Raw genomic sequence first — 24,165 nt, 5'->3', positions numbered from 1 at the left:
CGGCACGGTCGGCGCATGCCTGCGCGGCGGGCTTGTTCGCCCTTTGCCGTTCTTGTATGCGATCGGTCTTGTCATGCATACAGAAAATGGTTGGACCGGGCAATTGTTTTGTCATAGCTGTATGCGGAAGCTGCGCAAGCAGACCGATGCCGGGCCGAGTGCGCCCACACCTGCGCCCCCACGACAGGAGCCAGCATGAGCGAGCACACCGCCGACCGCACCGCCCCGCAGCACGGCGTTCAGAAAACCGAAGAGGCCCGCGTGACCCGTGCCGACCGCCTGCGGACGGCGATCGAGGAGGAGATCGCGTCGGGGCGCCTGCCGCCGGGTTCGCGGCTGGAGGAGAGCGGGCTCGCCGAACGCTTCAACGTCTCCCGCACGCCGGTCCGCGAGGCGCTGGCGCAACTGGCCTCGGCCGGCTTCGTCGAGATGCGGCCGCGCCAGGGGGCGGTGGTGACGACGCTGAGCATCGATACCATCCTGGAACTGTTCGAGGTGATGGCGAATCTGGAGTCCCTCTGTGCCGAGCTGTGCGCGCGCCGCATGACGGCGGAGGACCACGGCAAGCTCGTCGAGCTTCATCGGCGGTGCGAGGAGGCGATCAGCGGCGGCGACACCGATGCCTATTACGAGGCCAACCGGCGCTTCCATGAAGCGATCTACGCCGGCAGCCACAATCGGCAGTTGGAGGAGATGACACGGGCGCTGCGCAACCGCGTTTCCACCTACCGCCGCATCCAGTTGAAGCATCCCGGCCGGCTGCGCCGGTCCTGGAAGGAGCACGACGCCATCGTCCAGGCGATCCTGGAGGGCGATTCCGAACTGGCGCGCGAGGTCACCAAGCAGCACATCGCGGTACAGGGCGACACCTTCACCGACTTCATGGCGCTTCTGCGCGCCTCGCGGCTGGACGTCGCCTGAGATAGCGGAAGCGAGGGTTGCGGGGCAGGGGGCTGTGGGACGTCCCACCTCATTGGCCGGCGGGTAGATGACGGCGGCTAGTGTGGAGTCTTCGGCCTGGAAGCTTTCCTTGAGCCGAAGGCCATTCTCGGCGTCCGCACAGACCAGCCGACATGTCCCGCGGCAACACCGGCCTCTCTCACAGCGTCTCGACCTCGGCTTGGCCGCGGGAGATGTCGGTGACCATGCGGATGAAATCATCCGTCCGGTTGCTGGGCAGCTTGACCTGCAGGCGCACGCCCTCGGCGGTGAAGCCGCCGGTTTCGACGAGGGCGTCGGGATAGGTGGCGAGCCCCGTCCGGATCCTGGCCTCGTCCGCAAAGCGGCAGGTTACCGACAGCGACACATAGGCGATGATCGGCTGCCGCTCGGCGGACCGCAGGCAGGCCGCCGCCGTGCCGCCATAGGCGCGCATCAGCCCGCCCGCCCCGAGGAGCACGCCGCCGAACCAGCGGCTGACGACCACCGCCACCCGATCCAGATCCTGGCCGTCGATCGCCTGCAGGATCGGCCGGCCGGCCGTGCCGCCGGGCTCGCCGTCATCGTTGAAGCGGTAGATGCCGCCGATCCGGAACGCCCAGCAATTGTGGCCGGCTTCCAGGCTGCTGCAAGCCGTGATGAAGCGGCGGGCGTCCTCCTCGCTGCCGACCGGCCCCGCCGACGCGAGGAAACGGCTCTTCTTGATCTCCTGCTCGAACCGTTCTGCCGTCTTGAGAGTAAACATTCACGCCCGCCGCCAAACCCGCTGCCGGAAACCCTGCAAGCCCACCCTTCTCAGGGACCGTCTGCCTGCAGGATCGCATCGATTTCCGCCCGCAGCGCCTGCAGATGCTCGCGGTCGTCGGCATTCAGGTGGCGGCGCTGTTCGCGGACAACGGCGACATCGCGCATGATCCGCTTGACGCTGGCCCTGATCGTCCTCGCCGCCTCATGCGGCCCGGCCTCGGTCGCAGCAGGCGCATTCTCGCCCTGGACACCCTGGGCATGGTCGCGCTTGGCTTGGCGGACCGCCTTCACGCTCGCCCCCTCCTTCGCACGCGCCCACAGGGCGGCGCGAAGTTCAGCCGGGGCGGCGGCGATCTCGATCATCACCGAACGGGAGACGTGGGCGAACTGCCCGAGATACTCGTCCCGGATCTCCGGCGGCAGGGTCAGGATCGCCAGCAGCTTGGTGACGTCGGTGCGGTCGCGCCCGACCACGGCGGCCAGTTCGTCGTGGGTATAGCCGTGCTTCTCGATGAGGCGGCCGAGGGCGGCGGCATATTCCACGGCGTTGAGGTCGACACGCTGGACGTTGTCGATCAGCGCGATCTCGTCCGGGTCGCCCGAGGTCAGGATGGCGAAGACCGTCTTGCGGCCCAGGATCTCATGCGCGCGGACACGCCGCTCGCCGCCGATCAGCAGATAGTCGCCCTTGGACAGGGGACGGACCAGGATCGGGTTCTGCAGGCCGTGCCGTTCGATGGAGGAGGCGAGGCTGCGCAGTTCCGCCTCGTCGAAATGGCGCCGCGGCTGGTCTGGATTGCGGATCACCCGGTCGAGGTCCAGTTCCACCACATGCGGGAAACCGGCCGATGTGCCGAACAGCCGGTCGCTGCCGACGGTCAACCCGCCCGCCGCCCCGGCGGCGATCTCCCCGCCGCGTCCGGCTTCCGTCGCCACGGCGGTTCCCAGCAGCTCGCGGGTCTTGCGCTCGAACTTACGCGGCATGGGTGGCCTCCCGGCGCTGGGCATAGGCGCGGATCTGGCGCGCCACCTCGCGGAAGGTCTCGGCCCCCGGCGCCTTGGGGTCGCCGGCAAGCGTGATCATGCCGGCTGCCGCCGCCTTGCTGTAGACGGTGGCGCGTGGGATCGGCGGGAAGACCGGGACTTGGTCGGCGTAGGATTCCCGCAGCTCCTGCAGGGTCGCCCGATCCTGCGTCAGCCGGTCGTTGTACATGGTGGGAATGATGCCGGCGATGCGCAGCGCGGGATTCACCCGGCGGCGGATGCGGCCGATGGTGTCGACCAGCCGCTTAACGCCCAACAGGGCCAGCGCCTCGGTCTGCACCGGAACCACCACCAGTTCGGCTGCCGACAGGGCGTTGGCGGTGACCAGCCCCAGGTTCGGCGCACAGTCCATCACGACGAAATCATAGGTCTGCCGCACCTCGTCCAGCTTCTCGCGCAGCACGAGGCCGCCGGTGGAGTCGGCTGCCAGTTCCACGTCCGCGTCGGCCAGCGACAGGCCGGCCGGAGCGAGGTCGAGCCCGCGCTCGTCCGTCGGCATGATGACCGAGGTCAGCGGCTCTTCCGAGCGCAGCACGTAGTAGAGGGTCTTGCGCTGCTGCTCCAGCGCCACGATGGCGGCATTGCCGATGCCGACATGAACCGTGGCGTTGCTCTGGGAATCGCAATCGATCAGCAAGACCCTGGACCCGCCCTCGGTCAGCGCGTAGGCGAGGTTGACCGCGGTAGCCGTCTTGCCGACCCCGCCCTTCTGGTTGGCGACCGCCAGGAAGGTGGCGGAGCGCGGGCGCCCGGCGGGCGGCTGACCTGCCGTCTGTCCCGCCAGGAAATCCACCAACTGCTGCGGGATCCGCTCCGCCCCGCTTTCCCAGCGGCTGATCTTGGCCTTGGTGTAGCTGCGTCCCAGTTGCCCGTTCAGCCAGTCGGCGAACTGGGTCTGGTTCTCGCCGCGGCGCTCGCGCATCTGGCGCATGTCGTCGCCCCCGATCGACAGCATTGGAGTCCCCCTTGATACGGTCGGCGCAGTCTGAGCAAGTTGCCGGAACTTTGTCAATGGAGCCCCGCAGAGTTGCCGCAACAATGCCGCCACCGTGGGCGTTAAGCCGCAGACCGCCGCCAGATAGCCGACGGAACCGGTCGGCGTCGTGGCCGTTGGCCCAAAGTGGCATCCCGCACTTGTCGAACGGGCATGCGCAAAGGCAGATGCCAGGGAGGAACCGTATGGCGGCAGGGATCGAGGACTACGCGCTGCTCGGAGATTGCGAGACGGCGGCGCTGGTGTGCCGCGATGGTTCGATCGACTGGCTGTGCTGGCCGCGTTTCGATTCCGCGGCGTGCTTCGCGGCGCTGCTTGGGGCACCGGAGCATGGACGCTGGCGGATCGCGCCGGCGAAGGAAGCACGCAGCGACCGGCGGTATCGTGGCGACACGCTGATCTTGGAGACCGACTTCCACACGGACGAGGGAACCGTCACCATCATCGATTTCATGCCGCCGCGCGGGCGGTCGTCGGACGTGGTGAGGATCGTCGTGGGACGCTCCGGCCGCGTCACCATGCGCAGCGAACTCGTCATCCGCTTCGACTATGGCTGCACGGTGCCATGGGTGTCGCGGCTGGAGGACGGGACGCTGCGTGCGATCGCCGGACCGGACATGCTGGTGCTGCGCACGCCGGTTGCCCTGCATGGCAAGGACATGACCACCGTCGGCACCTTCACCGTGGAGGCAGGGCAGCGCATTCCCTTCGTCCTGACCTATGGCCCGTCCCACGGCGACCTGCCTGCGCCGATCGATCCGGAAGCCGCGCTGGAGGAAACCGAGGCATTCTGGCAGGAGTGGATCGGCCGCTGCACCAACGGCGGGCACTGGTCCGAGGCGGTGCGGCGGTCGCTGGTGACCTTGAAGGCGCTCACCTACCGGCCGACCGGCGGCATCGTCGCCGCCCCCACCACCTCCCTGCCGGAGCGGCTCGGCGGCACGCGCAACTGGGACTATCGCTTCTGCTGGCTGCGCGATTCGACCTTCACGCTGCAGGCCCTGATGAATGCCGGCTATTATGAGGAAGCCGATGCCTGGCGGGCCTGGCTGGTGCGCGCGGCGGCCGGCAGCCCCGACCAGCTCCAGATCATGTACGGGATCGCCGGCGAACGAAGGCTGACCGAATGGGAGGCATCCTGGCTCCCGGGATACCAGGGAGCGGGGCCGGTCCGCATCGGCAACGCCGCCAGCGGACAGTTGCAGATCGACATCTACGGGGAACTGATGGATGCCGCCTACCAGGGGCGGTGCGGCGGACTCGGCCGTGACGACACGGGGCTGCAGTTCCAGCAGGCGCTGCTGTCGCATCTGGAGCAGGTCTGGGACCAGCCCGACGAAGGCATCTGGGAAATGCGCGGCGGCCGCCGGCCCTTCACCTTCTCCAAGGTGATGGCCTGGGCCGCCTTCGACCGCGCGGTCAAGAGCGTGGAGCGGTTCGGCATGGACGGACCGGTGGAGCGCTGGCGGGAATTGCGCGACACCATCCACCGCGATGTCTGCGCCAACGGCTACAACGACCGGATCGGCTCCTTCGTCCAGGCCTACGGCGCATCGGAACCCGACGCCTCGCTGCTGCTGCTGCCGGTGATCGGCTTCCTGCCCATCGACGATCCTCGGATCGCCGGGACCATCGCGATGGTCGAGCGCTCCCTGATGCGGGACGGCTTCGTTCAGCGCTATGATACGCACAAGGTCGAGGACGGGCTGCCGACAGGGGAGGGGGCCTTCCTCGCCTGCAGCTTCTGGCTTGTGGACTGCTACGTCCTCCAGGGGCGCCGCAGCGAGGCGGTTGCCCTGTTCGAGAGGCTCCTGGCGCTGCGCAACGACCTCGGCCTGCTGTCCGAAGAGTACGACCCGCAATCCCGGCGGCTGGTCGGCAATTTCCCGCAAGCCTTCTCGCACATCGCGCTGGTCAACTCCGCCCACAACCTGAACCGCGACGCCCAGCCCGCCAGACAGCGATCGGCTGACGGAACTGCGGACCAGGCTTCGTGACCCTGCCGGCGGGCCGGGCATTCTCCGCCCGCCGGCCTCGATCGCACTGGAACAAGGCGTATGTCAGCCGATCTCCCGCGGGTCGCCGCTGTCCCGCGATCCCCGGACGGCGATCGGCCCGGCCGCGTGGGCGGCGGCACGCACTTCCGTGAAGACGCGGCGGATCTCCGGGAAGCGCTTCCTGATCAGGTTTTCGACACGCGCCAGCGTCTTTTCAAGCTCGCCGGCAGCGACCTCGTCGCGGATGTCGACGCTGAGATTCACGACGACCGTCTCTGGTCCGAGGTGGATGGTCAGCACCTCGTTCACCCGGTCGACGATTGGTTCCTGCTCCACCAGGGTCCGCACGCCCCGCACCAGTTCGGGATGGGCCGACTCGCCGATCAGCAGGCTCTTGGTCTCGTAGGCGAGAAAGGCCGCCGTGACCGCCAGGACCACCCCGATCAGGACCGAACCGATCCCGTCGAAGACCGGCAGGTCCAGAAGCAGGTCGGCGGCCAGGCAGACGGCGGCGATGCCAAGCCCCACCAGCGCCGCACTGTCCTCGAACAGAACGATGAAGACGGTCGGATCCTTGCTGGCATGCACCGACTCGAACATGCCGGCATCGCCACGCCGGGCGTTGAACTCGCGCAGGGCGACGACCCAACTGACCGCCTCCATCACGAACGCGATGCCCAGAACGACGAAGTTGATCCACGGCGACTCGACCGGCTGGGGATGCAGGATCTTCTCCACCCCCTCATAGACCGACACCACGGCGCCGCCGGCGAAAATGACCAGCGCAACGACGAAGGGCCAGAAATAAAGCTCGCGCGCGTAACCGAAGGGATGGCGGTCGTCGGGCGGCTTCCTCGATCGCTTCAGCCCGACCAGCATCAGCGCCTCGTTCCCGGTATCGACCACCGAGTGAACCGCTTCGCTCAGCATGGACGAACTGCCGGTCATCACGGCCGCCACGAATTTCGTGACGGTGATCGCCAGATTGGCCGCTATGGCCGCATAGACGACCTTGCCTGTCCCCTCCGCATTGCCCTCTGCCATTGCCTCTTCCCCACCGCACCGGTTACGGCCGGCTTGCCCCTCATTTCATGTCCCGGGAACAACTCCGCCGCATCCGGCGGGTTCCATCGCCAGCAGGCCTGAACCTTGGTGACGCCCCCGGCTGCCACGCGGGCTTGAACTTTGGTGACGCACCGGAGAAGCCCCTGGGCGGACAGGGTTGCGACTCGCCAAGTTCCTTGAACTGTGGTGACGCTCACTCCCCTCCGCATCCTGTCGACGCCGGGGTTGCGGTTTGAACTTTGGTGACGCTGCCGCTTCGGGCCCTCGCCACTCCATCGCCGGTGAGGGCTGGACGTCCTGAACTTTGGTGACGCTCGACCTCTTTGCCGCACTCCGTCACCGATAAAAGCCCGATTCCTGAACTTTGGTGACGCTTGGTCCGGCCATGATGCCGGCTTCCGGCTCGACTCGCCCGGTACGGGCGTCACCAAGGTTCAAACTCCCGTGGAAAACCCGGCGGCGATTCGTCCACAGGCCCCCCGAGTCTTCCCATGAACTCTGGTGACGCTTTTCCTGAACTCTGGTGACGCGACTCGGTTTATCCCCTGAACTTTGGTGACGAATCTAATAGTTACTTCCAAATAACTTCCAATTAGCCTGCGTCACCAAGGTTCAAATTGCCTTCGCCGCGATCCCGGGTGTTGTATCGGACATGTTCGGTCACAGCGACCACGACAGACCGGCAACCGGTGCAGCGGCAGTCAGGAGATCGGCATGGGAACCATTCATCGTTTGATCGAGACCCACGGACGCGATGGCGCGCTGGCTCTCGTCTCCGACGAAGAACGTCCACTGATCGACATTGCCGCCGCCGTGCAGGCCGCGGAGAACGGCAAGCTCGGCATCACCTATGCAGGATTTTGCCAGACAGCGCTGCCACACCGCCAGCTTCCCGACGACCAGCATTGGGAACGGCCGGGCCACAAGGTGAAACTGGTCATCCAACCCGGCGTCATCGAGGACCGGAACGGGGTGACGCGCAGGATTGGCGTGCCCTATGGCAGCCGTGCCCGCATGATCCTGCTCTACCTGCAGACCAGGGCGATCCAGACCGGCAACCCCGAAGTGGAACTCGGCGGGTCGATGCACGACTGGTTGAAACGGATGGATATCCCGATCTGCGGCAAGGCCTATCGCGATGTGGAGGATCAGGCGGCCCGGCTTTCGGCCTGCCACCTGACATTCTTTACCGACGCCGACGGCGGCCGGCGGCAGAGCAAGGAATCGATCGTTGCCGACGCGATCCAGCTCCGCCGCCCGGACGACCGGCAGGGCACGCTATTCACCGAGACGGTGCGGCTGAGCGACAGCTTCTTCAAGGCCCTGCGTGAGCACCCGGTTCCGGTGGCAGAAGAAGCCCTGAAGGCGATCAGTGGCAAATCGATGGCCTTGGACGTCTATATCTGGTTGGCCTACCGCCTGCATTCGCTCGAGAAGCCGACCCCGATCACCTGGGCCGCCCTGCATGGGCAGTTCGGTGCCGGCTACGCGCTGGTCCGCCAGTTCAAGACCAAATTCATCCCGAACCTGAAATACGCGCTGGCGGCCTATCCCGATGCCAGGGTCGAGGAGTCGGGGGAGGGCCTGATCCTTTATCCGTCACGTGCGCCGATCACCGAGCGGGTGATGGCCCGGATCGCCTGAGATCGCCAGAGGGCATGCCCACCTTCCGGCGATCTGCTTTGCGAACTGAACTTTGGTGACGCCCTCCACCCCGCCATGAACTTTGGTGACGGCGCCTTACGGCGGCGTCACCAAAGTTCAAGCGCATCAGCCGGCCGAAGCGTCGCGCAGCCGCAGACGTTGGTTGCCCGCTTCTCCGTCATCGACCCTGATGGCCCGCAGCAGGGCCGTACGGGCAAGGACGACAAGCAGATCCGTCTGCGTAACCACACCCAGCAGCCGGCGATCCTGGTCGACGATGACCACATCGTGGGTGCGGCCATCCGACAGGCGGCCGAGCAGGCGGAAGACCGGCACGTCAGGCAGTTCGACGGCAGCCGGAATCATGACGTCAGCGACGCGGCTACCCCCGTTCCGCAGTTCGGCGTGTGAAAGCTGCTCGTGCCCGACCACGCCGACCACCCTGTTCTGGGCATCGATCACGGGGAGGGTACGAAAGCCGTGCTCGGTCAAGCGCGTGCGGGCGATCCGGGGATTGCTGTCCGACGCCACGCAGATCACGTCCCGCGACATGACATCACGGCATGTGATTTCGGCATTGAGCCTTTCCAGCGCGTGCAGTTCGGCGTTGACCAGCAGCGCGCTGAGATCGTCGCGGCTGACGTCGAGCGCTTCCGTCAGGTTGCGCAGGGCGTCATCCAGGTCGTTGCCGGTGATGGCCGGGCGGAGCTGCGGTGGCGGATCCCCTGTGCGGTGGATGTTGGCGGGCCGGTGCGGATAGCTATGGCCCGACAGGCGGTGGAACATCAGCCCGGCCGTCATCAGCAGGATCGAGTTCACGGCCACGGGGAAGAAGGCGAACTTGATGCCCAGTTCCGTGACCGCCGGGCCGCCGAGCACGGCCGTGAGCGCCGCGGCACCGCCCGGCGGATGGAGGCAGCGCGTCAGCGACATGGTGGCGATGGCCAGCGCCACCGCCGCTGCTCCCGCCAGCATCGGGTCGGGTATGGCCGCCGCAACCAGAACGCCGACGATCGCCGACAGCGTGTTGCCGCCGACGATCGACCAGGGCTGGGCGAGTGGGCTGGCGGGTACCGCGAACAGCAGCACCGCCGAGGCTCCCATCGGTGCGACCAGCACCGGTGCGCTGCTCATGTAGGCCAGCATATTGCGGCAGAGCAGGCCGGTGGCGGCGATCCCCAGCAGCGCGCCGCAACAGGCGATCAAACGGTCGCGCAAGGTGGCGCCTGGCAGGATCGGCCGGAACAGGCTGCCGGCCCCTTCCGCCAGGGCGGCTAGTCTTCCCCCAAGCATTCTTGTCCATTTCCTCCGGTTCGTCAGCGACCGGTCGGAGGCTAAAACCTCAAGGGAACTTGAGGTCAAGCGGAAATGCCGCCAGACTGGTGGGAACGAGGCATGCACATGCGGAGGCCGGGATGCTGTCGCCCGAGGATTACGACAAGGAGCTGACTGTTGGAGAGGTGGCGCGCCGCGCGGGTCTGGCGGTTTCCACTCTCCACTTCTATGAAGCACAAGGCCTGATCCGGAGCTGGCGCAACGCCGGCAACCAGCGGCGATTTTCCCGCGACGTCCTGCGACGCGTGGCGGTGATCAAGGTGGCTCAGCGGCTGGGTATCTCGCTCGCCGCCATTGCCGACGCACTCAGCGCGCTTCCGGAGGACCGGTCGCCGAGTACGGCCGACTGGAAGAGGATGTCGGAGCGGTGGCGAGGTGAACTCGACGAGCGCATCGCCAAGCTGACGAGGCTGCGCGACAATCTGGACGGCTGCATCGGGTGCGGCTGCCTGTCGATTCGCGACTGTCCGCTCCGCAACCCGTGGGACGAACTTGGCGAAGGCGGGGCGGGACCGCGGCTGCTGGACCCGGCCTGATGCCGGCATGGCTCCCAGCCTCAATCCCCCAAGAAAAAAAGTGATGCAGCCGGCGTCGGGATGGTTCATGGAAGCGCCGGTTCGCCGGGCACCGCCCGGTGCCGGACTGCACAGTCCTTGCGTAAGGGGATCGAGAGGGTGTTCGTCGTCAATCCGCAGCCGGCCGCGCCAAGCCGTCGAGCCGTTAGCCGCCCTGCCAGCCTGCACGCCGCACTGTTCGGCCGCCTGTCGTCGATGCTGTACGCCGCCGGTTCCGTCCGTCCGGCCGTGGTCGCCACGGCCGCCTTTCTGATGGTCCTGGTCGGAGCCGCTTCCGCCATAGCCATGCCTGTGCCGGACACCACCGCGCGCCAAGCCTATCTGGTCGACCTGGCCACCGGCACGGTCCTGCTCGACAAGAATGGCGAGGCTCGCATGGCCCCGTCGTCGATGACCAAGATGATGACCGCCTATCTGAGCTATGAGGCAATCACCCAAGGCCGAGTGACGCTCGATACCGGCTTCACCGTCAGCAGGGAAGCCTGGAAGATGGGCGGCTCGCGGATGTTCCTGAAGCTGGGCAGCCAAGTGCGGGTCGAGGATTTGCTTCGCGGCCTGCTGATCGACTCCGGCAACGACGCCGCCGTGGCGCTGGCCGAAGGGCTGGCCGGCAGCGAAACGGCTTTTGCCGAGATGATGAACGCCAAGGCCCGCAAGCTCGGGATGTCCGATACGCATTTCATGAACGCCAGCGGCTGGCCGGATCCCAACCACTACACCACGGCCCATGATCTCGCCGTGCTGGCCATCCACCTGATCCGCGACTTTCCGCAATTCTACCATTATGAATCGGAGCGAACCTTCACCTGGAACGGCATCCGCCAGGGCAATCGCAATCCGCTGCTGTACCACCCCGTCAGTGTCGATGGCATCAAGACCGGCCACACCGAGGTTGGCGGCTACGGCCTGACCGCCTCGGGCGAGCGGCAGGGGCGCCGGCTGGTGCTGGTGGTCAACGGATTGCCGAGCATGCAGTCGCGCAACGACGAGCCGGCACGGTTGCTCGACTGGGCATGGAACAGCTTCAAGGTTTATCCGCTGCTGCGACGGGGCGAACTGGTGGAACAGGCTCCGGTCTGGATGGGGACGGAGGACAGCGTTCCGGTGACGGTCGCCGACGATGTGGCCTTGACCCTGGCGCCGGTCGACCGGAACAGCCTGCATGTCATCGCGACTGTTGCCGAACCGCTGCCCAGCCCTGTTCAACGGGGGCAGGTGGTCGGCCAACTGCGCATCGAATATGACGGCGCCGTGCGCCGGAACGTCGACTTGGTCGCCGGTGCGGATGTGCCGGCTTCCAGTGGCCTTTCCGCCTTGGTCCAGAAACTTGGATTGATCCTGCCCTGACTGCCGGAAGGATCGGGTGGCGCATTTGTCCGGAAGCTGGCAAGGCGGACGGGCGGCTGCATCCATCATACCCATGAATTGTTGTTGCTACTGATGAAAAAAGCTCCGCCTACTATCGATGGAAGGGACCCAGGCCCTGCCCGTGCGGATCCGAATTCCGCCGGAGTGCGGTTTATCCCGTCCTGACCGCCCGGACGAACCCGGCTGTTCTTCCGGACACGTCATTGTGGAGTGGCAAGGGAAGACGTCCGTCCGGCCGGGCGACGCTGCCGTCATGATCGGAGCAAGCCCATGTCCGCCGAGACGTTTCCTGCCAGCACTGCCGCGAGGAAGCGGCTGGCCTTCTTCGTCCTGAAGACCCATGGCGGATGGATCGTCAGAGCGGACGGCTTCGTCTATCCACCCTGCGCCGATTACGCCGACGCGCTGGCCAAGGCGATCAGTGAAGCCCGGGCGGCTGGGCGGCTGGGCTTCGCCAGCACCGTGCTGGCCCAGTCGGCCTCCGGGGAGCTTTGCCGCATCCGCTGGACTTACGAAGAGGCCGCCGATCCTCCTGGCGGCGGAATGCCCGGAGTGGCACAGGGCTCCCTCTCGACCGAAACGCCGGCCGATCCCGCCGCGGTCCATCCATCCGCTCACTGACGGCCGGATTCCGTGTCAGGCGCTGGCCAGGGCGACGGCGGTGACATGGCATCCGGCCGCGACGACGACGAATCCATGCCAGATGGCGCGGCTGTAGGCGAGGCGATCCATCAGGTGGAAGGCGGTGCCCACCGTGTAGAGCAGCCCGCCCGCCGCCACGAGGAGTAGCGGCGCCCACGGCAGCGCCGTCCATACCGAAGGCGCCAGAACGGCCATCGACCAGCCGAGCCCGAGATAGAGGGCGAGGCCGATCCGTTCGAACCGCAGGGGAAATGCGACCTTCATCGCCATGCCGCCGAGGGCGACCACCCAGACCAGCACCAGCGCGGCGAGAGGATGTCCGGCTGCCTCCGGTCCCGGCTGTAGGATCCGGCGGACGGCGAACGGCGTGTAGGTGCCGGCGATCAGCGCATAGATCATGGCATGGTCGATGCGCCGCAGGATATCCTTGCGCCTGCCCGGCCGGTGCCAGTTGTAGATCGCCGAAGACAGCATCACGCCGGCCAAGGCCGTCAGGTAAACGGCAAAGGACAGGATCGTCGCCAATCCCGTAGCCTCTCCAAGCGGCTTGCGCAGCAGGCACATGGCGATGACGGTGAGCGTAGCGCCGCCGACGGCGTGCACCGCCAGATCCGCGGCGCGCTCGCGCGGGGTGGGGCTTGGCGCGATGCGGTCAGGTGCGACGGGGCTGGAAGCGGTGGATGGGGTGTCTGGCACGGTCCCTCCTCTCTCTCCATCGGGCGCACCGTCATGACGGGTGCGATACCGCCGGCATCATTGCTGAAGGTTGTTTTCAGCCACTCGTCCGGAGCCTGAACTCTGGTGACCCATCATGGTGCCGAGCGTGCCGAGCAATGTGTCGATCGCAACCGGCTTGCTGAGCAACCGGGTGTTGTCACCGAGGATCTCCTGGTCGATCCCGGCGGCATGAGCATAACCGGTGACAAAGAGCACCCTGATGGCGGGACGCTCCTCCCGGGCGATCTCCGCCAGTTGCCGCCCGTTCAGACCGGGAAGGCCGACGTCGGTGCACAGCAGGTCGATTGCGGCATCCGACTCCAGGATCGGCAACGCCGCTTCGGCGCTCTCGGCCTCCAGCACGGTGTAGCCCGCTTCGCGCAGGCTCTCCGTCACCACCATGCGGATGAGGCTTTCGTCCTCCACCACCAGGATGGTCCCGGCGGCCTCCGGGTGGGTCTGATCCGCCTCTTCGGTTTCCGACGTCCCCATGGGGACGCCGTCATGGCGGGGAAGGAGGAGCCTCACCGTGGTGCCCGTGCCGGCGACGCTCTCGATTTCGGCCTGGCCGCCGGACTGCCGGGCGAAGCCATAAATCTGGCTCAGGCCCAGGCCTGTTCCCTGGCCGACCGGCTTTGTGGTGAAGAACGGCTCGAAGGCGCGCTGTTTGACATCCTCGGCCATGCCGGAGCCGCTGTCGCTTACCGAGAGGCAGACATAATCCCCGGGCGGGAGGTTGCGTCGATCGGCATCCTCTTCCTCCAGGCGGATGTTGGTAACCGCGATGGTCAGCCGGCCGCCGCCGGGCATGGCGTCGCGGGCATTGACCACCAGATTGAGCAGGGCGCTTTCGATCTGCTGCGGGTCGGCCCAGACCCGCCACAGCCGGGGCGCCAGCGAGAGTTCCACCGAAATGCTGCTGCCGACCGAACGGCGGATCAACTCCTCCATGCCCGTCACCAGTCCGGCCGGATCGACACTGGCGGGTTGAAGCGGCTGGCGACGGGAGAAGGCGAGGAGCCGCCGGGTCACCATGCCGGCCCGGTCGCTGGCCATGCGGATCGCACGGACGAAACGGTCGACATCGACGGCGGTCCCGTCGATGCCGGCGGCGAGCTTCGTCTCGATGGCGGCGATGCTGGTGGCGACGATCTGCATCAGGTTGTTGAAGTCGTGCGCGATCCCTCCGGTGAGCTGCCCGATCGCCTCCATCTTCTGGGCTTGAAGCAATGCCGCCTCAAGCCGGCGCCGACGGTCCAGCTCGACGCGCAGTTCCTGCGTCCGCTCCTCCACCGTGCGCTCCAGCAACGCGGCGGCCTGTTCGATCTGCTGCAGATGCGTCCGCGTGCGAAACTGGCGCATGCGGGCCCGCAGCGCCGCGGCGACCGTGCTTTGCAGCGTCTCGGCCCTGAGCGGGCGGTCGAGAAGCGTGACGTTCCCCAGTCGCCGGAGCAGATCCTGGCGTTCCGGCGCGGGGGTGCCCGGCCGTCGGGTGGTCAGAAGCAGGACCGGCATGTCCGACCAGGGCGGTTGATCCTCCAAGGCAGCGGCCAGCTTCGACGGGTCCGATGCCAGGGCGCCCTCGGTCACCAGGATGGCGGTCGCATCCTCCCAAGGCTCGGCGCACAGCGCCGCCATGTCGGGGCAGGCGCGGACCGGCAGTCCGACCTTGGCCAGGACGAGGGCGATCACCTCGGCGTCGCGCCCCTCCGGCGCGAGGATCAGGATCGGACCGGGGGCTGGCATGCTTCAGCCGCTCTGGGTGTCGGTTCCGCGCTGCTCACGCAGCAGCGGCTCTGCCGATCCATCATATTCGGGTACACCGGTGAGTATGCCGCGGAAATCCATCAGGCGCGGACCGACCTGCATTCCATCGGGAAACAGGCGGAACTCGCGGATCGACAACTCGTGCACGCCGGTGCGCTTCTTGACGACCGAGATGGCCTTGCGCACCTCGCCGGCCGCCTCGAAGAAGCGCAGCAGGACGACGGTATCGCTCATGAACGACAAGTCGACCGGGTTCTGGATGTCTCCGATGATGCCCTGCTGGGCCAGGATCAGCAATGTCACCACACCTTGGTTGTTGAGATAGGTCAGCAATTCGTGCATCTGAAGGACGAGCGCACTCTCCTCGGGCATGGTGCTCAGATAGGAGTTCAGGCTGTCGATGACCACGATCCGCGCCTTGCGGTCTTCGACTTCACGCCGCACCTGCCAGACGAACTCGCCCGGCGACAGCCGTGACGGGTTCGCCCGGGTCCAGCCCAGCCGCTTATCGCGCACCGCCCGCTCGGTATCCATGCCCAGCGCCGAACTGCGCTGTGTCAGCGTCGCGAAGCCTTCGTCGAAGGAGAAATAGGCGGCATGCTCGCCGCGGTTGACCGCTGCCATGACGTATTGCAGGGCGATGGAGGATTTGCCGACGCCGGACGGCCCCAGGAGCATGGTGACGGTGCCGCGTGCCAGCCCGCCTCCCATCAGCGAGTCGAGCTCCTGCAGCCCGCTCTGTGCCAGCGACGGCTCGAAGTCGGCCTTGTGCTGCTCGGCGATCAGGCTCGGAAAGACCAGCACATTGCCGGTGGTGATGGCGAAATCATGCCAGCCGCTCTGGTACTCGGCCCCCCGGATCTTGGCGATCCGCAGCCGGCGCCGGGCGGCGCCGTAGGAACGCTCCATCTGCTGCAGCGTCACCACCCCGTGCATCAAGCTGTGGAGATCCTTGACGCCCTCGCGGTCGGTCAGGTCGTCCAGCACGAGCGTGGTGCAGCGACGTCCCTGGAGGAACTGCTTCAAAACCAGGATCTGCCGGCGGTAGCTGAGACGGTCCTGGGCCAGCAGCCGCAGTTCCGACAGGCTGTCGATCACCACCAGTTCGGGGTCTTCGGCCTCGATGCGCTCGATGATGAGACGCATGGTCTCGCCAAGCTCGATCTCCGACGGGAAGAGGATGCTCTGCTGGCGGCCGGTTTGGGCCTCCAGCGGAATCAGGTCGAAGATGCCGATCCCGTCGAACGACCAGCCGTGGCTGGCGGCGGACGCCTTCAGTTCGTCGGCATCCTCCGACAGGGTGACGTAGAGCCCCCGCCTGCCATCCGCCCTGCCCTGGAGCAGGAGCTGGAGCGCGATGGTCGTCTTTCCGGTGCCAGGCTCCCCTTCCAGCAGGTGGAGCCGCCCGACGGGCAGCCCACCCTGCAGGATCAGGTCGAACTCGGGAATGCCCGTCTTCATCTTGGGCGGCGGGGTGGGATGGGGCACCGGCATCTCCTTTGGGCTCATGCCCTAAAGGACAAGCCGGCGCGCCCTATTGTTCCGCGGGCCTTCGACAATGACGTGGCGGGCCGTCAGTCGACGGTCAGTTCCAGCGTTCCCATCGTGCCGTAGCGTGCCACCGAACGGCTGCCGGGCTCGACGAAAACGGTGCCGGTGCAGGACCCGGTGGTGATGACGTCGCCGGCGTGGATGCCGTCCAGGCTCCGGGCGCCGACGTTCGCCATCCATACGAGCAGGCGCACCGGATCGCCGGCGCTGTTGCCGCCGACGGTCTCGACCTTGGTTTCACCGTCGACCTCGAGGGTGACCGACTCCGCGAGCGGATCGAGCTTCCGCCAGTCGGCGATGGCCGGGCCGACCACCAGGACGCCATGGTTGAACTGGTCGGCCATGTGGCTCAGCGGATCCTGGCTGCCGAAGCCGGCAAAGCGGGTGTCGACGACCTCCCACGCGGGGTGGACGGAGGCGACGGCGTCCAGCACCTCCTCGCGCGTCCAGGGCTCGTCGCGCGGGGGCAGGTCGCGGGCGAAACGGTATGCGATCTCGGCCTCCACGCCGATGACCTGGAACAGGCTTGCCGGCAGGCGGTCGATCCCCTCGAAGACGGTAGCGGCATTGATCGGCGCGCGGAAGGGTTCGGCATCGGGAGCGGGAGCGCCGACCTTCCAGGCGGTGACGGGGCCAAGGCGGCGGGCGACCTCGTCCTGGATCGCGTAGGCCTGCGCCTTGTCGGCCGGCGGGTTCGGCAAGGCGGCAAGCCAGTTGCGGGTTTCGCGGGCTTCGATCAGCGCCTCGACGGCATCGGTCATGACGGTTCTTTCCGGTGTAGAGAAGAGACAAGAGCGCCGCAGGACTCGCGGACGACCAGACGGCCGGGCAGGATAACCCGTTCCGGCCGTCCCTGCGGGTCGGCAATTCGGCGGAGCAGCAGGCGTGCCGCCTCCTGCCCGATCTGGCGTGCGGAGGTTGCGACGGTGGTCAGGGCCGGCCGGCTGAGCGCCGCCTCCGGCACGTCGTCGAAGCCGGTGACCGCGAGATCACGCCCCGCATGCAGCCCCCGCGCTTCCAGGCCGAGGATGACGCCGAGCGCCAGCACGTCATTGTGGCACAATGCCGCGGTCGGCGGGGCCGGATGAGCGAGAAGGGCGCCCACCACCTCCGCGCCGGCGCGACGGCTGGGAGGGCAGCGCAGGACGAGGTCGTCCGCCAGCCCGTGCCGCGCCATCGCCGCCGCGAAGCCCTTGCGCCGGTCCACATAAGCGGAGTGGTCGAGATTGCTGCCGATGAAGGCGATCCGGCGGTGCCCCAGCCCGATCAGGTGCTCGGCGACCATCTCGATGCCGGCCTGATAGTCGACGCCGGCATAGTCGCTGTCCTGAGACGGCACGGAGCGCAACGCCTGGACGAAGGGGAGGCGCCAGCCGGCCAGCCGGCCGGGCAGGTCATGCGGGGTGCCCGCGGCCGGGCAGAGGATCACCCCGTCGACGTTGTGCTCGCGCATGCGCTGCAGGAAGCGGTCCTGGCGGTCCGGCTGCTCGGCGCTGTTGGCGATGAAGGCGACGAATCCTTCGGTGTCCAGCACCTCGTCCACGCCGGCGGTCAGTTCGGCGTAGAAGGGGTTGCTGATCTCGCAGACCAGCAGCCCGACCGTCTGGGTGCGGGCGGCGCGCAGGGTCGCCGCGCCGCGGTTGTAGATGTAGCCGAGCTCGGCCATGGCGGCCTGCACGCGGTCACGCGTTTCGGCAGCCACCAGCGGGCTGCCGCGCAGCACCAGCGACACGGTGGAGCGCGACACCCCGGCGCGGTCGGCGACCCCGGTCAGGGTGACGCGCCCGGCCGCTTGCCGTGGGACGCCCGCCGGGGATGCCGATGCGCTGGCCGGTCGCCGCTCCACTGGCCGATCCACTGGCCGATGTCTCAGACCACCGCCGTCGGCAGCGGACGACCGGCGAAGAAAGCGGCCAGATTGTCCAGGACGAGCTGGCCCATGGCGGTGCGCGTCTCGATGGTGGCGCTGGCCTGGTGAGGCTGCAGGACGACGTTGTCGAGGCCGAAGAACTCCTCAGGCACATGCGGCTCGTCGGCGAAGACGTCGAGGCCGGCCCCGCCCAGACGGCCTTCGGTCAGCGCGGCGAGAAGTTCCGGTTCGTCGACCACGCTGCCGCGGGCAACATTGACCAGGATGCCTTCCGGTCCCAGCGCGTCCAGCATGGCGCGGCCGACCATGTTGCGGGCATCCGGTCCGGCCGACGCGGCGACCACCAGGATGTCGCTGTCCCGCGCCAGTTCGAGCGGCGAGGCGACGAAGCGGTAGGGCACGTCGTTGCGCGGCTTGCGGTTGGTGTAGGCGATGTCCATGCCGAAGGCGGCGGCCCGCCGGGCGATGGCCTCGCCGATGCGGCCAAGGCCCAGAATTCCCATGCGCTTGCCGCTGACCTTGCGCGCCAGCGGCAACTTGCCGTCCGGCCAGCGGCCGGAGCGGACAAAGCGGTCGGCAAGGGCCATCCGGCGCGACGTGGCGATCACCAGCCCGATGGCGAGGTCGGCGACATCGTCGGTCAGGACGTCCGGCGTGTTGGTGACGCGCACGCCGCGGCGGCGGGCGTGCTCCAGGTCGACGGCATCGGTGCCGACCCCGTTGATCGTGATGATTCCCAGCTTCGGGCACGCATCGACCACCGCGTTCTTCACGCCGCTGCCGCCGCCGGTGACCACGGCCTGTACGCGCGGGCCGACCTCGGCGATCAGCCGGTCGCGGTCGGCCGCGGCGGACAGGCGGTGGACGGTGTAGGCCGCATCGAGCGCCGCCTCGATGGCGGGCATCATCGGGTCGATCAGGAGGATCTCGGGCTTCATCGTAACGGTCCTTGGATGGGGGCCTGCTGGAGTGGGCTAATGGGCCGGGAACCGGCCCAGGAAATTGCGCGTGCGTTCCGTGCCGGAACGCGTCCGGCGTGTTTTGCTCGACGATCTCGTCCAGGGGGCGAAAGCCCCGGGGGGCCGGCCCGTAAGCCGGCCCCGCTGGCGCGGCCGTGGAAGCGCCGGATCAGGACTTGCCGCTGGTGACGGCCGTCGGGAGATCGGTGCCCAGCCACTTCTGGTGGATGGCGTTCAGTTCGCCGTTCTTCTTCACCGTCTCCAGGAAGCCGTTGGTCCAGGCCAGCAGCTTGTCCTGGTTCTGCCGGAGCGCGATGCCCTGGACCTGGCTGCGCAGGACGAACTTCATCTCGTAGTTGTTCTGCGGCGCCATCTGCTTGATCTGCTGCGCGACCACGTTGCTGACGCCGAGGGCATCGACCTGGCCGGACAGCAGGGCCTGCACGGCGCTGGCGTCGTCGTCGAAGCGGCGGATGGTGGCGTCCTTGGGAGCGGCGGCGGTCAGCGACTGGTCCTGCGTGCTGGCGCGGGCGACGCCCGCGCTCTTGCCCGACAGATCCTCCGCCTTCGTGATCGCCGTGCCCTGCGGGGCGAGCAGCCCGATCTCGATGGCGGCGTAGGGGTCGGAGAACTGCACCTGCTTGGCGCGCTCCGGCGTGATGCCGAGCGAGGCGACCAGGACGTCGACCTTGCCGGTCAGCAGGTAGGGGATGCGGTTCGGGCCGGTCACCGGCACGATGTCCACCGGCACGCCCATGTGCTTGGCCATCAGCTTGGCGACGTCGGCGTCATAGCCGTCGGGCTTGCCGTCGGCGCTGGTGATGCCGAAGGGCGGGAAGTCGACGAGCATGCCGACGGTCAGCTTGCCCTTGCCCTTGATCTCCTCGACGGTCTGGGCATGGGCGCCGGCGGCGGTGAGGCCGACCGCGGCGGTCAGCATGGCGCCGGCGACGACAAGGCGGCGGGTGATGGAAAAGGCCATTCGGGTTTCCTCCGGTCCGGGTGTTTTTGGGTCGAGCGGTTGCAGGCGGCCGGATCGGGTGTCCGGGGTCAGCGGGTGGGGGCGGCATAGCGGGCCTCCAGCCGCGCGCTGAGCAGCGACAGCGGCCAGCACAGCACGAAGTAGATGGCGGCGACGATGCCGAAGACCAGGAAGGGCTGGAAGGTGGCGTTGTTGACGATCTGCCCGGCGCGGGTCAGCTCGACGAAGCCGATGATGGCCGCCAGCGACGTGCCCTTGATGACCTGGACGAGGTATCCGACGGTCGGCGGCACCGCCACCTTCACCGCCTGCGGCAGGATGACGAACCGCATCAGGCCGGGATACCGCAGGCCGAGCGCCGAGGCGGCCTCCCACTGGCCCTTCGGCACCGACTGGATGCAGCCGCGCCAGATCTCGCCCAGGAAGGCGCTGGTGTTCAGCGTCAGTCCCAGCGCGGCCGCCGTCCAGGGGTTCATGTCGATGCCCAGCACGGTGGCGCCGAAGAACACCAGGAAAAGCTGCATCAGCAGCGGCGTGCCCTGGAAGATCTGGATGTAGCCGGTGGCGAGCCAGCGCAGCGGCTTGGCGTCGGCGGTGCGGGCGAGCGCCACGAACAGGCCGACGATGCCGCCGCCGATGAAGGCGATGACCGACAGGGCGAGCGTCCATTGCACGGCGCTCAGCAGGAACAGGAACTCGTTGGTGCCGAAGGCGCGGATCATGGTCGGGCCTTCCTTCAGCGACGGTCTATGGAATAGGAGAAGGCCAGCCGGTAGATGCCGGCGAACAGGGCGGAGAACATCAGAGCCAGGGCCAGGTAGATGCCCGTGACCACGATGTAGATCTCGAAGCTGCGGAAGGTCTGCGACTGGATGTTGTTGGCGACGGAGGTCAGCTCGTCCGCGGAGATGGCGGAGACGATGCTGGAGCTCAGCATCAGCAGGATGAACTGGCTGGTCAGCGCCGGATACACGGTGCGCAGTGCCGGCTTCAGCACGATGTGGCGGAAGACCTGCAGCGGCCGCAGTCCCAGGGCCAGCCCGGCCTCGATCTGTCCCTTGTGGATCGACTCGATACCGGCGCGGATGATCTCGGCGGCATAGGCGCCGACATTGACGACCATGGCGATCAGCGCCGCGAGGTCGGGCGACAGCCGCACCCCCATGGTCGGCAGGCCGAAGAAGATCAGGAAGATCTGGACGAGGAAGGGCGTGTTGCGGATGATCTCGATGTAGGCGTTGATCAGCCAGCGCACCGGCCGCGGTCCCGAGGTCTTGCCGAGCGCGCAGGCGATGCCCACCACCAGCCCGATCGCCATGGCGCCGAACGACAGCTTGATCGTCAGCCAGGCGCCGTTGAGCAGATAATCCCAGGATGCGAGCACCGCATCGAATTGGAAGTCGTAGGTCACGGGCGATCCTCCGCAACCGCGTGGCCGTCCGCTGCCTGGGCGGCTGTCCGCGCGTGTCGCCATTTTCCGGTGCCGGCTGCCGCTTCGGCATCGCGCGGGCATCTTCAGGGAACGGTAATTGGATCGATCCAATGCCGCAACAGGAAACATGCGCACCGGTGACAATCGGCGGGTCTGATGGTCGGCCGTCGAACCTCGCCGTGAAACTTTCCGGCTCCGCCCGCCGTTTCACGGATGGTCTGATCCATGGGTGAAGCGGGATGCCGGTCCCGGTGATTGCGCCCGGGGTCCATCGGGAGGAGTGCGATCCGTCATGACCGCGACACACAATGCCGCGCCGGCCCCACAGGCGGTGCGCAGCCTCGTCCCGGCGCGGATGGACCGGCTGCCCTGGGCCCGCTTCCACTGGCTGGTGGTGGTCGGGCTGGGCGTAAGCTGGATTCTCGACGGCATCGAAATCCAGCTCATCTCGGCCTCCGGCTACAAGGACAGCCTGGGCATGTCGAGCGCCGAGGTCGGGTTCGCCGGCACCATCTACCTGATCGGGCAGGTGGTGGGCGCGCTGGTGTTCGGACGCCTGACCGACCGCTGGGGACGCAAGCGGCTGTTCATCACCACGCTGGCGGTCTATCTCGTCGCCTCGGGCGTCGCCGGGCTGGCCTGGACCCCCTGGTTCCTCTATGTCTGGCGCTTCGTCGCCGGGATGGGCATCGGCGGCGAATATGCGGCGATCAACTCCGCCGTGGACGAATTGATCCCGGCCCGCTACCGCGGCCGGGTCGACATCGCGATCAACGGAACCTACTGGGCGGGGGCGATGATCGGCGCGGTGGGAAGCGTCTTCCTGCTCGACCACAGCCTGGTGCCCGAGGCGATCGGCTGGCGCATCGCCTTCTTCATCGGGCCGCTGCTGGGGCTGGTCATCATCCGGCTGCGCCGGCACATCCCGGAAAGTCCGCGCTGGATGGTCACCCATGGGCTGGAGGAGGAGGCCGAACGCATCGTCGACGACATCGAGGCGGGGGTGCGGGCGCAGGGCAAGCCGCTCGAACCGGTCGACCGGCGGCGCGCCATGTGCGTCATTCCCGAGGACTCGGTGTCCTTCGCCCAGATGGCCGAGGTCTTCTTCCGGCAGTACCCGTCGCGCACCTTTCTCGGGGTGACGATGATGATCACCCAGTCCTTCCTCTACAACGCCATCTTCTTCACCTATGCCCTGGTGCTGCAGAACTTCTACCATCTCGATCCGTCGCAGACGGCGCTCTACTTCTTCCCGTTCGCCGCCGGCAACCTGCTCGGGCCGCTGCTGCTGGGGCCGCTGTTCGACACGGTGGGGCGGCGGCGGATGATCTTCGGCACCTACCTGCTGTCCGGGACGGTCCTGCTGGTCTCGGCCGTGTTGTTCCGCCAGGGCGTGCTGACGGCCAACACCCACACCGTCTTCTGGTGCGTGTCGTTCTTCTTCGCCTCGGCCGGCGCCTCGTCGGCCTACCTGACGGTCAGCGAGATCTTCCCGCTGGAGGTGCGGGCGCAGGCGATCTCCTACTTCTTCGCCGTCGGCCAGGTGGTGGGATCGGTCGGGCCGCTGCTGTTCGGCTGGCTGGTCGGCACCGGTTCCGAGCGGGAGCCGCTGTTCTGGGGTTATGTGCTGGGTGCCGTCGTCATGATGTTCGGCGGGGTGGTCGCGCTGGTCTACGGCGTCGATGCCGAGGGCAGGGGGCTGGAGGAGATCGCCGAGCCGCTGACCAAGGCCGGCCGTGAGCGGGGGTTCGAAGAGGAGGAGGCGGCGGAGACGGTCTGACGGATCAGCCGTTGCCAACCGGCCCCCTCCGATCCGTCGCCGTGCCGGCGGCACCAGCGCCGCTGGTCCTGGCGCCACCGGTTCGGGCGCCACCGGTTCTGGCGCCGTTCAGGAACAGCCGCACCGCCTGGCGGACATAGCGGTCGAGGTCGGGGATCGCCGGTGCACTCTCCGGCAGGATCAGGCGGCGGATCAGCAGGTTGCCGGTGACCATGCCGAGGAACGCCTGGGCGGTGGCGGCCGGGTTCTCGACATGCAGCTCGCCGGCGTCGGACAGATGCTGCAGGTAGTCGGCCAGCCGGCGGATGGCGTTCTCCGGCCCGATGCGGAAGAAGGATTCGGCAATGTCGGGCACGCGATCGCCCTCGGCGATCAGGATGCGGACGGTGCCGGTCGTCTCATCGTTCAGCAGGGCCTTCACCAGATGCAGGGCGAAGGCCGTCAACCCGGCCTCCGGCGTCACCCGGTCGTCGGCGCGTGCGGGGGCGAGGCCGGAGAGGATCATGGCGTTGTCCTCCTCCATGATCGCGCGGAACAGGCCGTCCTTGTCGCCGAACTGCTCGTAGAGGGTGGCGCGCGAGCCGCCGGCCTCGCCGATGATGTCGCTGAGCGTGGTCTTTTCGAACCCCTTCTCGATGAACAGCCGCCGGGCGGCCGCGAGGATCGCCTGCCGCCGCGCCAGCCCGCGCGGCCCGCAGGCGGGGGGATCCTTGTGGTGGCTGCCGGTGATCATCGTGTCCTTTCCCCGGAGGTTGTC

The 24,165-nt window shown here is 67.6% G+C and carries 22 protein-coding genes; 7 read left to right on the top strand and 15 right to left on the bottom strand.

The window, feature by feature from the left end; genetic code table 11:
• Nucleotides 1-195 precede the first annotated feature (195 nt).
• Nucleotides 196-921 (top strand): GntR family transcriptional regulator, encoded by a 726-nt coding sequence (locus tag J2850_RS12150; protein WP_209981937.1) that lies wholly within the window; start codon nucleotides 196-198, stop codon nucleotides 919-921.
• A 178-nt stretch (nucleotides 922-1,099) separates the two neighbouring features.
• Here the strand turns inward: J2850_RS12150 and J2850_RS12145 are convergent, their stop codons facing one another.
• From J2850_RS12145 to J2850_RS12135, 3 genes are read right to left on the bottom strand one after another with little or no spacing between them, the layout of a single operon-like run.
• Nucleotides 1,100-1,684, bottom strand: coding sequence for an IMPACT family protein (locus tag J2850_RS12145; RefSeq protein ID WP_209981935.1), 585 nt, complete (start codon nucleotides 1,682-1,684; stop codon nucleotides 1,100-1,102).
• Nucleotides 1,685-1,734: 50 nt separating this feature from the next.
• Nucleotides 1,735-2,670: a ParB/RepB/Spo0J family partition protein gene (locus J2850_RS12140; RefSeq protein ID WP_209981933.1), complete on the bottom strand. Its 936-nt coding sequence runs from the start codon at nucleotides 2,668-2,670 to the stop codon at nucleotides 1,735-1,737.
• On the bottom strand, nucleotides 2,660-3,685 hold the full coding sequence (locus J2850_RS12135) for an AAA family ATPase (RefSeq protein ID WP_209981931.1): 1,026 nt from the start codon (nucleotides 3,683-3,685) through the stop codon (nucleotides 2,660-2,662). The genes J2850_RS12140 and J2850_RS12135 overlap by 11 nt, the downstream gene beginning before the upstream one ends.
• 224 nt (nucleotides 3,686-3,909) lie before the next feature.
• On the opposite strand from J2850_RS12135, the gene J2850_RS12130 reads away from it, so the two are divergent.
• Nucleotides 3,910-5,721 (top strand): glycoside hydrolase family 15 protein, encoded by a 1,812-nt coding sequence (locus J2850_RS12130; protein WP_209981928.1) that lies wholly within the window; start codon nucleotides 3,910-3,912, stop codon nucleotides 5,719-5,721.
• Nucleotides 5,722-5,784: 63 nt separating this feature from the next.
• Here the strand turns inward: J2850_RS12130 and J2850_RS12125 are convergent, their stop codons facing one another.
• Nucleotides 5,785-6,765 carry a cation diffusion facilitator family transporter gene (locus J2850_RS12125; RefSeq protein ID WP_209981926.1) on the bottom strand — a complete coding sequence of 327 codons (981 nt, stop codon included), beginning with the start codon at nucleotides 6,763-6,765 and terminating at the stop codon, nucleotides 5,785-5,787.
• A 735-nt stretch (nucleotides 6,766-7,500) separates the two neighbouring features.
• Between J2850_RS12125 and J2850_RS12120 the strand changes: the two genes are divergently transcribed.
• The gene (locus J2850_RS12120; RefSeq protein WP_209981924.1) at nucleotides 7,501-8,430 is read left to right on the top strand and encodes a replication protein RepA; all 930 of its coding nucleotides are present in this window, start codon (nucleotides 7,501-7,503) and stop codon (nucleotides 8,428-8,430) included.
• A gap of 126 nt (nucleotides 8,431-8,556) precedes the next feature.
• Here J2850_RS12120 and J2850_RS12115 read toward each other — a convergent pair whose 3' ends face one another.
• On the bottom strand, nucleotides 8,557-9,723 hold the full coding sequence (locus tag J2850_RS12115; RefSeq protein ID WP_209981922.1) for an HPP family protein: 1,167 nt from the start codon (nucleotides 9,721-9,723) through the stop codon (nucleotides 8,557-8,559).
• A gap of 122 nt (nucleotides 9,724-9,845) precedes the next feature.
• Between J2850_RS12115 and soxR the strand changes: the two genes are divergently transcribed.
• From soxR to J2850_RS12100, 3 genes are all read left to right on the top strand, one after another.
• Entirely contained in the window at nucleotides 9,846-10,301 is a 456-nt protein-coding gene (gene soxR, locus J2850_RS12110) for a redox-sensitive transcriptional activator SoxR (protein WP_209981920.1), read from the top strand.
• A 117-nt stretch (nucleotides 10,302-10,418) separates the two neighbouring features.
• Nucleotides 10,419-11,687 (top strand): D-alanyl-D-alanine carboxypeptidase family protein, encoded by a 1,269-nt coding sequence (locus J2850_RS12105; RefSeq protein WP_246513011.1) that lies wholly within the window; start codon nucleotides 10,419-10,421, stop codon nucleotides 11,685-11,687.
• A 291-nt stretch (nucleotides 11,688-11,978) separates the two neighbouring features.
• Complete coding sequence (locus J2850_RS12100) at nucleotides 11,979-12,329, top strand: hypothetical protein (RefSeq protein ID WP_246513010.1); 351 nt, start codon at nucleotides 11,979-11,981, stop codon at nucleotides 12,327-12,329.
• A 15-nt stretch (nucleotides 12,330-12,344) separates the two neighbouring features.
• On the opposite strand, the gene trhA is transcribed toward J2850_RS12100, so the two are convergent.
• From trhA to J2850_RS12055, 9 genes are all read right to left on the bottom strand, one after another.
• Complete coding sequence (gene trhA / locus J2850_RS12095; RefSeq protein ID WP_209981918.1) at nucleotides 12,345-13,046, bottom strand: PAQR family membrane homeostasis protein TrhA; 702 nt, start codon at nucleotides 13,044-13,046, stop codon at nucleotides 12,345-12,347.
• 57 nt (nucleotides 13,047-13,103) lie between these two features.
• The gene (locus J2850_RS12090; RefSeq protein WP_209981916.1) at nucleotides 13,104-14,813 is read right to left on the bottom strand and encodes an ATP-binding protein; all 1,710 of its coding nucleotides are present in this window, start codon (nucleotides 14,811-14,813) and stop codon (nucleotides 13,104-13,106) included.
• Nucleotides 14,814-14,816: 3 nt separating this feature from the next.
• Nucleotides 14,817-16,322, bottom strand: a complete 1,506-nt coding sequence (locus tag J2850_RS12085; protein ID WP_307354393.1) for an ATPase domain-containing protein — start codon at nucleotides 16,320-16,322, stop codon at nucleotides 14,817-14,819.
• 86 nt (nucleotides 16,323-16,408) lie between these two features.
• Nucleotides 16,409-17,146 (bottom strand): 2-keto-4-pentenoate hydratase, encoded by a 738-nt coding sequence (locus J2850_RS12080; RefSeq protein WP_209981911.1) that lies wholly within the window; start codon nucleotides 17,144-17,146, stop codon nucleotides 16,409-16,411.
• Nucleotides 17,143-18,231 carry a LacI family DNA-binding transcriptional regulator gene (locus tag J2850_RS12075; protein ID WP_209981909.1) on the bottom strand — a complete coding sequence of 363 codons (1,089 nt, stop codon included), beginning with the start codon at nucleotides 18,229-18,231 and terminating at the stop codon, nucleotides 17,143-17,145. Before J2850_RS12075 ends, J2850_RS12080 begins: the two co-directional genes overlap by 4 nt.
• A gap of 23 nt (nucleotides 18,232-18,254) precedes the next feature.
• Nucleotides 18,255-19,193 carry a 2-hydroxyacid dehydrogenase gene (locus J2850_RS12070; protein ID WP_209981907.1) on the bottom strand — a complete coding sequence of 313 codons (939 nt, stop codon included), beginning with the start codon at nucleotides 19,191-19,193 and terminating at the stop codon, nucleotides 18,255-18,257.
• Nucleotides 19,194-19,383: 190 nt separating this feature from the next.
• A complete protein-coding gene (locus J2850_RS12065) occupies nucleotides 19,384-20,196 on the bottom strand; it encodes a transporter substrate-binding domain-containing protein (protein WP_209981905.1) in 813 nt (270 codons plus the stop codon).
• Nucleotides 20,197-20,264: 68 nt separating this feature from the next.
• Nucleotides 20,265-20,918 carry an amino acid ABC transporter permease gene (locus J2850_RS12060; protein WP_209981904.1) on the bottom strand — a complete coding sequence of 218 codons (654 nt, stop codon included), beginning with the start codon at nucleotides 20,916-20,918 and terminating at the stop codon, nucleotides 20,265-20,267.
• A gap of 14 nt (nucleotides 20,919-20,932) precedes the next feature.
• On the bottom strand, nucleotides 20,933-21,607 hold the full coding sequence (locus J2850_RS12055) for an amino acid ABC transporter permease (protein ID WP_209981902.1): 675 nt from the start codon (nucleotides 21,605-21,607) through the stop codon (nucleotides 20,933-20,935).
• Between the two features lie 313 nt (nucleotides 21,608-21,920).
• Here J2850_RS12055 and J2850_RS12050 point away from each other — a divergent pair, with 313 nt between their 5' ends.
• A complete protein-coding gene (locus tag J2850_RS12050) occupies nucleotides 21,921-23,408 on the top strand; it encodes an MFS transporter (RefSeq protein ID WP_209981900.1) in 1,488 nt (495 codons plus the stop codon).
• 4 nt (nucleotides 23,409-23,412) lie between these two features.
• On the opposite strand, the gene J2850_RS12045 is transcribed toward J2850_RS12050, so the two are convergent.
• Nucleotides 23,413-24,141 (bottom strand): TetR/AcrR family transcriptional regulator, encoded by a 729-nt coding sequence (locus tag J2850_RS12045; RefSeq protein ID WP_209981898.1) that lies wholly within the window; start codon nucleotides 24,139-24,141, stop codon nucleotides 23,413-23,415.
• Nucleotides 24,142-24,165: the final 24 nt, after the last annotated feature.

The organism is Azospirillum picis (assembly GCF_017876115.1).
GTDB lineage: Bacteria > Pseudomonadota > Alphaproteobacteria > Azospirillales > Azospirillaceae > Azospirillum > Azospirillum picis.
Note: the sequence above shows the minus strand (reverse complement) of the source record. Positions and strands in the feature narration are given on the sequence as shown.

Coding starts and splice junctions, on each gene's coding strand:
- J2850_RS12150 (WP_209981937.1), top strand. CDS start 196: ATGAGCGAGCACACCGCCGACCGCACCGCCCCGCAGCACGGCGTTCAG.
- J2850_RS12145 (WP_209981935.1), bottom strand. CDS start 1,684: ATGTTTACTCTCAAGACGGCAGAACGGTTCGAGCAGGAGATCAAGAAG.
- J2850_RS12140 (WP_209981933.1), bottom strand. CDS start 2,670: ATGCCGCGTAAGTTCGAGCGCAAGACCCGCGAGCTGCTGGGAACCGCC.
- J2850_RS12135 (WP_209981931.1), bottom strand. CDS start 3,685: ATGCTGTCGATCGGGGGCGACGACATGCGCCAGATGCGCGAGCGCCGC.
- J2850_RS12130 (WP_209981928.1), top strand. CDS start 3,910: ATGGCGGCAGGGATCGAGGACTACGCGCTGCTCGGAGATTGCGAGACG.
- J2850_RS12125 (WP_209981926.1), bottom strand. CDS start 6,765: ATGGCAGAGGGCAATGCGGAGGGGACAGGCAAGGTCGTCTATGCGGCC.
- J2850_RS12120 (WP_209981924.1), top strand. CDS start 7,501: ATGGGAACCATTCATCGTTTGATCGAGACCCACGGACGCGATGGCGCG.
- J2850_RS12115 (WP_209981922.1), bottom strand. CDS start 9,723: ATGCTTGGGGGAAGACTAGCCGCCCTGGCGGAAGGGGCCGGCAGCCTG.
- soxR (WP_209981920.1), top strand. CDS start 9,846: ATGCTGTCGCCCGAGGATTACGACAAGGAGCTGACTGTTGGAGAGGTG.
- J2850_RS12100 (WP_246513010.1), top strand. CDS start 11,979: ATGTCCGCCGAGACGTTTCCTGCCAGCACTGCCGCGAGGAAGCGGCTG.
- J2850_RS12090 (WP_209981916.1), bottom strand. CDS start 14,813: ATGCCAGCCCCCGGTCCGATCCTGATCCTCGCGCCGGAGGGGCGCGAC.
- J2850_RS12080 (WP_209981911.1), bottom strand. CDS start 17,146: ATGACCGATGCCGTCGAGGCGCTGATCGAAGCCCGCGAAACCCGCAAC.
- J2850_RS12070 (WP_209981907.1), bottom strand. CDS start 19,193: ATGAAGCCCGAGATCCTCCTGATCGACCCGATGATGCCCGCCATCGAG.
- J2850_RS12065 (WP_209981905.1), bottom strand. CDS start 20,196: ATGGCCTTTTCCATCACCCGCCGCCTTGTCGTCGCCGGCGCCATGCTG.
- J2850_RS12060 (WP_209981904.1), bottom strand. CDS start 20,918: ATGATCCGCGCCTTCGGCACCAACGAGTTCCTGTTCCTGCTGAGCGCC.
- J2850_RS12050 (WP_209981900.1), top strand. CDS start 21,921: ATGACCGCGACACACAATGCCGCGCCGGCCCCACAGGCGGTGCGCAGC.
- J2850_RS12045 (WP_209981898.1), bottom strand. CDS start 24,141: ATGATCACCGGCAGCCACCACAAGGATCCCCCCGCCTGCGGGCCGCGC.